General features: G+C 49.1%; 10 protein-coding genes. All 10 read left to right on the plus strand.

Annotated elements, in window-relative coordinates; genetic code table 11:
- Positions 1-22 precede the first annotated feature (22 nt).
- The 10 genes from ACFPOF_RS18230 (at position 23) to ACFPOF_RS18275 (ending at position 13,271) form a co-directional block, all read left to right on the plus strand.
- Entirely contained in the window at positions 23-910 is an 888-nt protein-coding gene (locus ACFPOF_RS18230) for an AraC family transcriptional regulator (protein WP_378135189.1), read from the plus strand.
- A gap of 356 nt (positions 911-1,266) precedes the next feature.
- The gene (locus tag ACFPOF_RS18235) at positions 1,267-7,032 is read left to right on the plus strand and encodes an S-layer homology domain-containing protein (protein ID WP_378135191.1); all 5,766 of its coding nucleotides are present in this window, start codon (positions 1,267-1,269) and stop codon (positions 7,030-7,032) included.
- 475 nt (positions 7,033-7,507) lie between these two features.
- The gene (locus ACFPOF_RS18240) at positions 7,508-7,840 is read left to right on the plus strand and encodes a hypothetical protein (protein ID WP_378135193.1); all 333 of its coding nucleotides are present in this window, start codon (positions 7,508-7,510) and stop codon (positions 7,838-7,840) included.
- A 90-nt stretch (positions 7,841-7,930) separates the two neighbouring features.
- Positions 7,931-8,518 carry a hypothetical protein gene (locus tag ACFPOF_RS18245; protein WP_378135195.1) on the plus strand — a complete coding sequence of 196 codons (588 nt, stop codon included), beginning with the start codon at positions 7,931-7,933 and terminating at the stop codon, positions 8,516-8,518.
- Positions 8,519-8,729: 211 nt separating this feature from the next.
- Entirely contained in the window at positions 8,730-9,410 is a 681-nt protein-coding gene (locus tag ACFPOF_RS18250) for a response regulator transcription factor (RefSeq protein ID WP_378135197.1), read from the plus strand.
- A gap of 89 nt (positions 9,411-9,499) precedes the next feature.
- Complete coding sequence (locus tag ACFPOF_RS18255) at positions 9,500-10,399, plus strand: sensor histidine kinase (protein WP_378135199.1); 900 nt, start codon at positions 9,500-9,502, stop codon at positions 10,397-10,399.
- A gap of 84 nt (positions 10,400-10,483) precedes the next feature.
- The gene (locus ACFPOF_RS18260) at positions 10,484-11,188 is read left to right on the plus strand and encodes an ABC transporter ATP-binding protein (RefSeq protein WP_378135201.1); all 705 of its coding nucleotides are present in this window, start codon (positions 10,484-10,486) and stop codon (positions 11,186-11,188) included.
- Positions 11,185-11,949 carry an ABC transporter permease gene (locus tag ACFPOF_RS18265; protein ID WP_378135203.1) on the plus strand — a complete coding sequence of 255 codons (765 nt, stop codon included), beginning with the start codon at positions 11,185-11,187 and terminating at the stop codon, positions 11,947-11,949. The genes ACFPOF_RS18260 and ACFPOF_RS18265 overlap by 4 nt, the downstream gene beginning before the upstream one ends.
- On the plus strand, positions 11,946-12,710 hold the full coding sequence (locus ACFPOF_RS18270; protein WP_378135206.1) for an ABC transporter permease: 765 nt from the start codon (positions 11,946-11,948) through the stop codon (positions 12,708-12,710). Before ACFPOF_RS18265 ends, ACFPOF_RS18270 begins: the two co-directional genes overlap by 4 nt.
- Before the next feature lie 27 nt (positions 12,711-12,737).
- The gene (locus ACFPOF_RS18275; protein WP_378135208.1) at positions 12,738-13,271 is read left to right on the plus strand and encodes a signal peptidase II; all 534 of its coding nucleotides are present in this window, start codon (positions 12,738-12,740) and stop codon (positions 13,269-13,271) included.
- Positions 13,272-13,334: the final 63 nt, after the last annotated feature.

Below are 13,334 nucleotides of genomic sequence, written 5' to 3' on the forward strand. Positions count from 1 at the left end.
AGTCGCGTGATAAAATAAGTGCATGAATAACGTCCTTGATGAAATTATTGAACTAATGAAAGGCGCAGGCACTCGACAAATTGAAACCGGAGTACCGGGGCTAAGTATGATTAAGGGAGACATCCCCGCTCATCAACTTGCAGCGCTCTACGAGCCGATGATTGGTTTCACAGTTCAAGGAACAAAGATTCTTTCAATCGGGGAGCGTAGCACTGACCTTGAAGGGCCATCATATTACGTGTTACCGGTGCATGTTCCTGCAACGGCGAGTGTACATCCAGACGGTGATGGCCGTCCTTACATGTCCCTTGGTCTTAAGTTGAATCAGAATGTTCTTCAGAGTTTATTAAGAGATCTTCCTGAAAATCTATTACCGACTGCTTCCGAGCATTTCGCAGCTTGTGAAATGGACATTGAATTTATGGAGGCATGGCTGCGTTTATTGCGATTATCGAAAACATCAAGAGATATTCCAGCTCTTGCACCAGCTTATGAGCGCGAAATCCTATATCGCGTTCTGATGGGACCACAAGGATGGTATCTGAGGCAATTTGGTCTGCGGGAAAGTAATTTATCTAAGATTTCCCAGATTGTAAAATGGTTTCGCGATAATTTTATGAAGCCAATAGACGTTGGCGAGATGGCATCAAAATCTGGCATGGCGATAAATACCTTTCACCGTCAGTTTAAAAGGGCAACGGGTTTAAGTCCTATTCAATTTCAAAAGCAACTAAGGCTTTTGGAGGCTAGAAACCTCATTGCATTTGAGGGCTATCCAGTAGCAAGCGCCGCATATCATGTTGGCTATCAAAGTCCCTCACAGTTTAATCGAGAGTACTCTCGCTTCTTCGGTTCATCTCCAGCTCGGGACACTGAGAACCTAAAACGAATCGAAAGCACGAGGGATTAGATAGTTGGCATCTTTTTTGTACGCTCCACACATGTGGAGTGCGTAGTAAGGATATATTCGGGGAGGGGCGCTGTGAATCGGCTAAGATTTAATAAACTAACAATTATCAGTAATCGCCAACAAAAGCAGATAAATCGCCAAGATTCGTGAAAACGAGCTTTGGGTGATTTATCTGTTTTTTTTATGCCCCGAATTTCGTGCCATTTCACGTTAAACCCTCGTCAAAGTATGAAAGATACACCTTTATAGGTATGGAGTAATTCATAGATTTGCTTTATTTTATCGTTTAAAACGTCTTTTTATTTTTGCACAAAAATTCTTGATCGTTATTCAAAAGTTACGGAGGGCAAATAAAAATGAAGGAAGTACGAAAACGTATTTTCACCTGGCTGCTGGCGGCGTCGCTGGTTTTCCCTATGTTGTCTAAGCCCGCACTGGCTGAGGAACAGGTAATCATTAACGAATCGCCTGACCCGGTACCCGACCCGGATCTTGTCGATTTGCAGGCAGCGAAAGCATCGGTAGAGAACGCGGAGTATCCGGCAGCCAACCAGGAGGAACAGAGCACGCAAGCGGCGGCCACGAGTTATGTGGAACAACTGGTGAAGCAAGCGGTGAACAACGAGGCGATTGGCTTGTCCATCCACGTTGACGAGTATACGGCGCCGAAGTCGAGCGACGCGGACTTCCCGGAGGGGACCGACGGACAGATTGCGTTTACCGTCACGTTGACCAAGGGAGCGCAGGTGCTAAGCACCGCTCGGCGGACGGTTGCGATCAAGGCGACACCGTATGCTGGCGTATCCAATCAACAGGTGATCGACAAGGCCGGAAGCCTGTTCGAAGGTGAGCTTACGATGGATGTGGAGCTGGGCACAACCTGGGCCGAGTTATATAACATGATAACGAAGCGTTTTAACGATTTACTCGCTGAATTCGACTTGGATTATGTGTGGATTGTTCCTAACTATCCCAAACCCGAGAAGCAAACGATAACGGTCAATCTATATTTTGAAAAGGGACGGGCCTATTACAGCTCGATATTAGACCTGCACATTAATCAGGAGCGCGACCCGGACTTGGCTAAGGTCAAGACGGCGATCGAACACGGCGACTATGGGGGCATCAGACAGTCTACGTATGACGATCGGTATATTAATCAATTTGTTAGTAATCGAGCTTATGACGCAATCAGCCACAGCGGTGTTAACAACGCTGCCGGGATTGGCGTAATCAGGGTCGGCACCATAACGGGGCTGGACTACGTTCCGTCGGTAACAGGCGATGCCGATAATCCAAGCGGTACAAATGGCAGTTATACCTTTACTGTAACGTTCTATAGAGCATGGCAGGTTTGGACGACTGATCCGATTACGGTTCCGATTCTGGCCACGACCCTCCGCGAAGTGAATGAGCAGGCTTTGGCAGCGGTCAAGGCAGCTTTGGTGGACGGAGAAGTTGATGTCGCATTCGGGGCCTCGCAGGCTGATAAAACAGCGGCCGTGCAAAACTATGTAAATCGCCTGCTGGCTGGCGATCCCAAGGTAACGGCAAGCGTCGCCTACAACAGCGACACGGGCGGTTATGATGTGGCCTTGGTCAGGGGGAACGCAAGCGACAGCAAGAGCCTGACGATGACGATGAAGGAAGCGGTCGACCCGGACATTGCCGTTGTGGCGGCAGCCAGGGCAGCGGTTGAAGGCGCGAGTTACCCTGGTACTACGCAAGCTGCGCACGGCGATGAAGCTGCTGCTAAGAGCTATGTGGAGAATCAGGCGAGAGCAGCAGTCAATAACAGCGAGGTAACGATCACGGCCACCAAGGTCAGTTACACCGCGCCGATCGCAGGCGACGGGGACCATCTGAACGGAACAGACGGCAGCTACACCTTTACCGTCACGGTGGCTAAAGGCTCGCAGAGCCAGACGACCGCGCAGCACACGATTGAGATTAAGGCAACGGCCTTTGGCGGCGTGTCCAACGAGCAGGCGGTGGCGGCGGCCAAGGCGGCTCTGGTGGATGGAATCGTCGATGTCGTCTTTCAGCCTTCGCAGGCTGACAAAACTACGGCCGTACAGAGCTATGTAAACCGCTTGCTGGTAGGCGATGCCGCAGGGGTAACGGCGATCGTCACCTTCAACAGCGTTGGCGGCAGCTATGACGTAGCGCTTTCCAAGGGCGCTCGCACCGACAGTACGAGCCTGCATGTCACGTTTAACGAAGCGCCCGACCCGGATATTGCGATTTTGCAGGCAGCGAGGGAAGCTGTGGAGAATGCGGAGTATCCCGCAGGCAACCAGGAGGAACAGAGCACGGAAGCGGCGGCCACGAGCTATGTGGAACAAAAAGTGAAGCAAGCGGTGAACAACGAGGCGATTGGCTTGTCCATCCACGTCGACGAGTATACGGCGCCGAAGGCGGGCGACGCGGACTTCCCGGATGGAACCGACGGACAGGTCGCGTTTACCGTCACGCTGACCAAGGGAGCGCAGGTGCAAACCTCCGCTCGGCGGACGGTTGTGATCAAGGCGACGCCGTATGCCGGCGTATCCAATCGAGAGATCCTAGACAGGGCCTTGAGCCTGTTGGCGGGGGAGCATCCGACGATCGAGGTGCCGCCAGGTTCAACCTGGTTAGATCTCTATGCGATAGTGGAACGATATTTCAAAGATTTACTAGCGAATAGCAATGTGGACTATGTGACCGTTACACCAGAGAGGATCGCAATAGAAGGGCAACTCAAGGTTAATGTCTATCTGGAAGAGGGAAATTATTTATCGGATGATATGGACGTAATCCTCTCTCTTAAGGAGGAGCCTGACGCGTATTTGGCTGACGTCAAGACCGCGCTGCAACAAGGCAACTATGGGGGCTTCAGACCGTATGAGTATTACAACGGATCGATCAATTCAACGATAAGTAGTATGGTGTTTAACGTAATCCGAGACTACGGTCTTGAGGTCGACCGAGTGAGAGTCCTGGCCGTGAAAGAGCAGGGCTACGTTCCGCCGATCACGGGCGATGCCGACCACCCGAACGGGACGGATGGCAGCTACACCTTCACCATCACGTATGTGAGATTCTGGCAGGGCCGGACGACTGCTCCGATCACGGTCCCGATTCTGGCGACGCCTTATGACGGGCTTTCAAACGCGCAGGCAGTGGCAGCAGCGAAGACGGCTTTGGTAGACGGAACGGTCGATGTCGCTTTCGGAGCCTCGCAGGCAGACAAAACAGCGGCGGTTCAAAGCTATGTAAACGGTCTGCTGGTTGGCGATGCCGCAGAGGTGACAGCGATTGTCACTTACAACAGCGTTAGCGGCAGTTACGATGTTACGTTTTCCAAAGGAAGCGCAAGCGACAGCAAGAATTTGACAATGACGGTGAAGGAAGCGGCAGACCCGGACATCGCCATAGTAACGGCAGCCAAGGCAGCAGTCGATGGCGTAAGCTACAACATTATGACTCAGGCAGAGGCAACTAGTGAATCGATCATTGCAGCAGTGCTGAAAGCCACTGCAGAAGCAGCGATCAACAACAACGTCGTTACGGTCACGATCAATAAAGTTAGCTACACGGCCCCGATCGCAGGCGTCGGCGATAATGTGAACGGCACAGAAGGCAGCTACATCTTCACCGTAACGGTGGGCAAAGGTTTGCAGAGCCAAACGACCACGCAGCAAACGATTGCGATTAAGGCGACGGCCTTTAACGGTGTGACCAACGCGCAGGCGGTGGCAGCAGCCAAGACGGCTTTGGTAGATGGAACGGTCGATGTCGCTTTCGGAGCCTCGCAGGCAGACAAAACAGCAGCGGTTCAAAGCTATGTAAACTTTCTGCTGACTGGCGATGCCGCTGGAGTAACGGCAAACGTCATCTACAATAACGTTAGCGGCAAATACGACGTTGCCCTTTCCAAGGGGAGTGCGAGCGACAGCAAGAGCCTGATGATGTCGGTAAGGGAATCGGCCGACCCGGATATCGCCATTGTGGATGCGGCCAAGACAGCCGCGGATAACGTAACCTATCCTAGCACCACACAGACTGCACATGGTGATGAAGCCGCTGTTAAGAGCTATGTTGAAAATCTGGTCAAAACAGCAATCAACAACAATGCCGTTACGGTCACTATTACTAAGGTCACCTACACCGCACCAACGGCGGGAGATGCCGACAATCCGCAAAGCATAGACGGCGTCTATACTTTCACCGTCACAGTGGCAAAAGGCCAACGGAGTCAGAATACCGCACAACACACGATTACCATCACTGCAACAGCTTTTAACGGCGTGACCAATGCGCAAGCAGTAGCGGAAGCCAAGGCGGCTTTGGTAGACGGAACGGTCGATGTCGCTTTCGGGGCCTTGCAGGCCGACAAAACAGCGGCGGTTCAAAGCTATGTAAACAGCCTGCTGGTTGGCGATGCCGCAGGGGTGACGGCAACCGTCGTCTACAATAGCGTTAGCGGCAACTATGATGTTGCGCTTTCCAAGGGAAGCGCAAGCGACAGCGCGAGCCTGAAGATGACAGTCAATGAATCGGCCGACCCGGACATCGCCATTGTGGCTGCAGCCAAGGGGGCGGTTGAAGACGCAAGTTACCCTGATGCCGCACAGGCCGCATATGGCGATGAAACTGCTGTTAAGAACTATGTTGAAAATCAAGCGAGAGAGGCGATCAACAACAACGGTGTTACAGTCACGGTCACCAAGATCAACTACACGGCACCGACAGCGGGCGATGCCGAGAACCCGCAGGGCACAGACGGCAGCTACGTCTTCTCCGTCAAGGTGGCAAAAGGACAGCAGAGCCAAACGACCGCGCAGCAAACGATTGCGATTACGGCGACGTCTTTTATCGGCGTAACCAACGCACAGGCGGTAGCGGCGGCCAAGACGGCTTTGGTAGACGGAACGGTCGATGTCGCTTTCGGAGCCTCGCAGGCCGACAAAACCACGGCGGTTCAAAGCTATGTAAACAGCTTGCTTACCGGCGATGCCGCAGGGGTAACGGCGACTATCGCTTACAACAGCGGCAACGGCAAGTACGACGTAGCACTGTCCAAGGGAAGCGCAACTGACAGCAAGAGCCTGATGATGTCGGTGAAGGAATCGGCCGACCCGGACATCGCCATTGTGGCGGCAGCCAAGTCAGCGGCGGAAGTCGCAAGCTACAGTAGTATGACTCAAGCAGCGGCAACTAGCGAATCTGTCATTGTGGCGGCACTGAAAGTCACCGCCGAGGCTGCGGTCAAGAACAGCAACGTTGCGGTCACGATCAATAAGGTCAGTTACACTGCACCGGTAGCCGGAACCACCGCAAATCGAAGCGGTACAGACGGCAGCTATGTATTTACCGTCACTGTGGTAAAAGGGGCGCAGAGCCAAACCACAGGGCAAATCAGAATCAATATTACGGCGACTGCTGATACAAGCGGCGGAATTCCTGGCGGCAGCACGCCCGGCGGCAATACTCCAGGCGGTACCACACCAGGCGGCACCACCGAACCAGGCGGTAACACGCCTGGAGGAGGGAGTGAACCTGGCGGCGGCACATCCAGCAACGGTATTTCCTATGCAGATGTTAACAAGTCCGACTGGTTTTTTGACGCAGTAGCCTATGTCCAGCACAAAGGCTTGATGTCAGGAACAAGCGAAACGACCTTTAAGCCCAACCAGACAGCCAACCGCGCCATGATTGCAACCGTGCTATACCGCATGGCAGGCAGCCCGCAGGTGACCGGAGAAAGCACGTTCAATGATGTACCTTCCGGTACATGGTATACGGATGCCATCAAATGGGTGGCGCAGAGCAGCATTGCGAGCGGCTACAGCAACAAACGATATGGCATCGATGACGCAGTGACCCGCGAACAGCTTGTCACCTTGCTGTATCGCTACGCACAGCATACTAACCTTGATATTACAGTGACGGGTGATCTGTCCGACTTTGCAGACAAGGACAAAATTTCCGATTGGGCGACTGTGTCTATGAAGTGGGCGATCGGAAAAGGTATCATCTCCGGTAAAGGCAACGGATTGCTTGACCCGTCCGGTACGGCAACTCGTGCGGAAATTGCAGCGATACTGATGCGGTTTTTGCTTGGTCAAGATTCCATTTAGCGGACACTAATAAACATCTGGACAGCAAACTGGCGTCGGTACTCTACGGCGCCAGTTTCTTGTATTCAATTCATTAACTGACGATGGAGAACAGTGGATTGCTAATGAAAAGAGATTTCCATGATCGAAGGTAAATATCTATTTACTTAAGTCCTCGCATAATAAAGTATCGAATTAGGCAAAGAATGAACCTTGAAAATCGTTATGATAATATAAAAATAAGGTATAGCACACGATTTAATCTAAAAAGGTGAGTCTGTGAAAATCAGAGTGGATGATGAAGAACGACAAGTCATAATTGATGATTATTTTTGTATCGGTGGGACGGTTGTTCCAAATAGTCATTGTGAAAACTGTAGGAGTGTAATTCCTCCATGTGGAGATTCATCTTGTATTTATTGTAAATTCCGACCTGTTAAGCCTTTAGAAATCAAAACTCTTGCTGAGAAGTCATGAGAATATGGAGTAACAAACTATGAAAATGATGTGGTGTTGGCGTTGTAAATGTGAAATGCCTATGTTAGATGAAGCAGAATATGCTCGGATTCATAAGTTGTATGGAGATTGTATGAGAGCAACAATGGAGTTTAGGCAAAAGCATGGACTATCATTAGAACAGATATCTATGGATGATAGATTCAGTCCTGTCGTAAAGGAATACGAAAAAATAACTGGTGTTTCAGGCATTCATCATAATGCAATTATGCACCATCAAATATCTTTATTTGGCGCCCCTTGCCAATATTGTGGCAAGCCATTGAGAACTCCAAACGCGAAGCTGTGTGCTAGCTGTGGTCAGCCCAAATAATAGTTGATGACTGAAAAAGAAAGGTAAGTGTCAAATGAATCGGCATAATTGTCCCTGTTGTGGTTAACCCACTCTAGAGGAAAGGAGAGGTTGGGAGAAGTCCAAATCAAGATTACTCATTACTCACTTACAGAAGCACGGGAGAACTTTAAAAAACACTACATCATGTATAGAGATAGACGAAGCATCCTAAAGCAGACGGATAAAGAAATTCAAACAAAGAAAAGTTTAATTAACGCATTTGAAAAACTTAGAACCGCAAATAATGAATCTATTCAACAAATATGGAAGGAAATTGGTTTTTTCGAAAAGGTACTAGATGATATTGTTCACGAAAGTACAGAACGTTGCAGTAATAACATAGAGAAAAATCAAGAAATTATAAACCAAATTAATTCCGATAACCCTGACACAATAGTAAGAGGCTTGCTTTCCCTAGCACTAAATGCGGATGATGGAGAGTTTGTACAAGACCTGATGGTCCGATACAGTCAGCATAAAAACGAAAATATAAGAGGAATAGCAATTCTAAGTTTTGGTCATATTGCGAGAATACACAGAACCGTTAATAAGGACCTAATTATTCCACATATTAATGATGCATTGAATGATAAGAGTAAGTTTGTTAGAGGACATGCTCATTCAGCTTTAGATGACATAAATATGTTTTGCAAGTAATAACGCTTCAGAGACTCTCTCTGAGGTTTTTTTGTTATGGGGGTGGGTGCCGTTAAATTCAGTGACCGACACTCAAGTCATGTGAAGTGCTGTGTGTTGCTTAAATGGACGGGGGAATGATAGTCTGGAAACATATTCCCCATTTCAGGATTTGACCATTTTACCATTCTGAAAAATCCCTTTCGAGAAGAAAAGCAAGGGAAGTGGTGTCATGAAAACAAAACGTGTTCTGTATATTGAAGACAATCAAGAAATCGGACGCTGGGTTCAGGAGGAACTTGAAAAGCGGGGATATGCAGTTCGTTGGCTGTTATCCGGTGAAAATGCGGAAAACGAAATACAGGGAAGCCATGTGGTTATTCTCGATATCATGCTGCCTGGACTGGACGGTTTTTCGGTCGGCCAGCGATTGAAGAAAGCAGCGCCTGAGGTGCCCATTTTGCTGCTATCCGCCCGAGCGGCTATCGATGATAAGCTGCAAGGGCTGCAGTTTGCCGACGATTATGTCACCAAGCCTTTTCACCTCGATGAGCTAGCTGCCAGAATAGAAGTGCTGCTCCGCCGCAGTGGAGTGGGACTCCCGGATCATATAAAGCTTGGACAGCACATCCTTGTTGACCTATCTGGACGCATGGTGATCATCGAGCGTACTGGAGAAGAAGTTAACCTAACCGGAAAGGAATACCAAATTCTTGAGTGTTTCCTGCGCCATCCGAATCAGATTCTTACGCAAGAGCAAATATGGATGGCTGTCTGGGGAGAATCATACATCAATGGAGACAAAACTCTGTCGGTCCATATTCGCCATCTTCGCGAGAAACTGGAACAAGATTCTAATGCGCCGGAAATCATTCAGACAGTACGCGGTATCGGATATCGGGTGAAAATATGAAACAACGCTCATTTTTTCGACGGTACTTAGTGGTCCATTTCCTGGGCCTTGTTTTGCTTCCTGTAATGATCCTTATGATGGTAGCTGGCGTGAATCCGTCTTCTGACCCGAGTATGAATACGACACGCAGCATATTCGGTTTGATCGGCCTCATCATTACCATCTTTATTTCCGTTTCAGGGGTGTTTTTTTATCGCCTTCGGCAGCGGCTCATCCGCCTGCAAAAGGCGATGACTGTTCCCGGGGATGGTTCCTGGATTCCAGAACCGATCCCGGAACGTGCTTCTGGAATGAATGAAGTGGATCAGTTGGGGGCTTCGTTTAATCAAATGATTCGGAAGCTCCGCGATAGCCACCTGCGGGAGCAAGAAGAAGAATCGCTTAGAAAGCAACTGATTGCCAATCTGTCCCATGATTTAAGGACGCCGCTGACCGCTCTTCGCGGGCACGCCTCCAGATTGCAAAGGGAACCTCTCAGCCGGGAAGGGGAGGCCTCGCTAACAGCGATTGATCACACGATCACGCATATTAGCGAACTAATGGATGATCTTTTATCCTATACATTGCTTACGTCGGGTAAATACCCATACCATCCCGCGCCTACCGATATGGTTCGATTCCTAAGAACATCTGTTGCATCGTGGTATCCGGCATTCGAGAACGCAGGCTTCCTTATAGACGCGGACTTGCCGTTCGATGCGACCTTCTCATGGGAAATCGATCCGCAATGGATGACGCGCGTGCTTGGCAACCTGTTTCAAAATGTCCTTCGCCATGCGGTCGATGGAAGATTTATCGGTATTGCTGTGGATATCGGGCAAGTGCGGTTCATCATTCAAGATCGTGGACCGGGGATGGATGCCCTGTCTGCCAATCGCGGCGCTGGCATGGGACTCACGATTTCAAAGTACATGCTAAATGAAATGGGACTACAGGTCCATTTTAGTTCCGATGCGGAGGGGACGACCGTGTGGGTCGGAAAAAATTAGACCAAACTTAGAAATTACCTTCCCTGATCTTAGACTTGGCTCGATAGGATGTGAAGCATAACAAAGACAAGGAAGGTGTTATGCTTGCTCACTATCGAACAGTTAACAAAGCGCCGTGGATCGCACAAGATCCTAAACGGCATTAGCTTTAAAGCTAAGCCCGGTCGCGTGACCGGGTTCCTCGGTCCCAATGGCGCAGGGAAAAGTTCTACTCTACGAATCCTATTGGGACTTGACCGAGCCACATCAGGCACTGCGCTGATCAATGGCGTGCCATACGCCCAGCTTTCCGATCCGCTGACGACCGTTGGCGCCGTATTTGACGGATCGGGAGCGCATCGGTTGCGAACAGGGCGAGCTCATTTGAACTGGATTGTTAGGTCCGCAGGGCTTCCTCGTTCCCGGGTCAATGAAGTCCTCGAAATTGTAGGGCTCGCGCATGATGCCTCGAAGAGGGTAGGCAGTTACTCTCTTGGCATGGCGCGGCGACTAGGCTTGGCTGCGGCGCTGCTTGGCGATCCGGAGATTTTGATATTGGACGAACCTACGAATGGGCTTGACCCCGAGGGGATCCGTTGGATCAGGACGTTTCTCCGTGAACGCGCGGCATCAGGGCGCACCGTATTATTATCGAGTCATCTAATGGGGGAAACCGCCGAAACAGTAGATGACATTGTTATTCTTAATAAGGGGCACATTGTGGCGAGCGGTACGATTACCGAGATCGTTGGTTCCCATAAGACATTAGAAGATGCCTTCTTCGCTTTTACCACGAGGGACATCTCATGAAAAAAGCGCTTGCCGCAGAGTTTTCAAAGCTTCTCTCCTTACCCACCATATGGATCGCAGTTGCGGTTAGTATACTTGTTGCGCCAGTAATCGCCGTAATCCGCTCCTATCAGGAGCTTTCCGAAGTCACAAAAGGCGTTCAAACAGCGGTCGAATACCCTATCGGTTTTGAAGAGTTGGGGTTCGGTGTTATGGGTGTTATTATTGTTGGCGTTATAGCAATCAGTAGTGAGTACTTCACCGAGAGTGCAGAATCCGGCGGCGGACGCCAGATGACCACCAGTTTGACCGCCAACCCATCACGAATTCGTTTTCTGCTGTCGAAAGCGACTGCCGTTGCAACGGTTAGCGCCATTCTCGCCATCATTGCGATCATTCTCACAATGATTGTGGTTCAGATCATCCTTGTGGAGCATGCTCCTGCGCTTGGGATTACCGATATTTCCCGGCTTATAGGCGTTGTATGCTATTGGGTGCTTACCGCGCTTATGGCCTTAGGAATTACAATCCTTACACGGCACGCCGCCCTGCCGCTGGCCGTTTTGATTTTGAATACATCCGTCGTGTCCGTGACTTATTTGCTGACCCGCGTCACGCCTTTGGCGAACTATCTGCCGGATATGGCCGGAATTCGCATGTTTCATGAAATCAAAGATGCCGGGAGCACACTCACACCGCTTGGGGGCGGTGTAGTCATGGCGGCTTGGGTGACAGCATTGTTGACCCTTGGTACGATTACCTTTTGTCGGAGGGATATATGAGTACGTTGATATCCCGGACGTATGGCCAAGAAATGTGTCGGGCGATAAAGGCGGAACTGTCAAAGTTATATTCGCTGCCGATTACATGGTTCACCCTCGGCGGTACTTTTATCGTCAATCTTATTCTGGCTTACGCTTTCTCATTTGCCGGATTGCAGGATTTAACCTCCATACAGAGCACACTAGAGATCGGGTTGGCTTCTATCAACTATTCGCAAGCGGGACTTATGATCTTTGGTATACTGACTGTATGCTCCGAATATAACGGCGGTCAGATTCGCACAACACTGACGGCAATGCCGCGGCGAGGCATCCAAATTTTCGCGGCGATATTCGCCCTGACAGTCGTGCTCATCCCTGCTACATTCGTTGTATCATCTTCTGGAGTTCTGCTAACCCAAATTCTTTTCGGAGATGCCAGTGCTCCTATTGTGTGGGGAAATCTCGTGTCCGCCATGCTGGGAGTAAGCGCATACCTCACGTTGACTGCACTGATCAGTGCGGCAATCGGAGTTGTTCTGCGCAGGATGCTTCCTGCGCTCGCTATCATGTTCGGCTATTACTTCATAGCGGGTCCGCTTATACGGGAGCAAGCAGATTTCGCAAAGTATCTTCCGGATACGGCAGGAGTAGTGATGGGGTTTCCGCAGCCCGATCATGCAAGTTCGCTCACCCCAGTGCAAGGCGGCATCCTTGTGGGTGTTTGGACACTTGCCGCAATCATCATTGCTGCTACTGTATACCGAAAGCGAGATGTGTGAATCGAGGTGGGGGGGGTGAAACGAAACATGAACAAAAGAATGACGTGGATTTTAACTTTGGTTTTAATTGCTATAGAGCAAGGTATTAAAATGATCATCAATAGTAAATTCCTTGATAAAAGCGTATCTATTATTCCTCCTTTTTTGTATTTCGATCCAATGTTCAATAAGGATTATTCTTGGTTTAACTCCATGCTTCAATTAGGAGTTGGGAAGAGTCTCCATATCGCATTAGTTGTTGTAGTAATTAGTCTATTATATTTGATGTATCGATTTATAAATAAGTCTATAACGATTGAAGCTAATTTAATTCATGTAATGTTCTCTTTTATTTTTGCTGGCGCGACATGTTCATTAATTGATAAGGTGTTATGGGATGGAAGTTTGGATTACATACTATTACATGGTCTATTTACGTTTGATTTAAAAGATGTATATATTAATATATTTATAGGATTATTTATTATAGGTGTATACAGTAAAAATGAAGATTTTAAAAAAATTAAAGATCAAAACATTCTTGAAAATCTCTCGAAATATATGTTAGGAAAATTACCTTAAGACGGGATCACCACCATAGTTATTGGATAAAATCGGATTGTTGACATGGTTAGAGCCGAGCCG

This window comes from Cohnella soli, from assembly GCF_042655525.1.
Lineage (GTDB): Bacteria > Bacillota > Bacilli > Paenibacillales > Paenibacillaceae > Cohnella > Cohnella soli.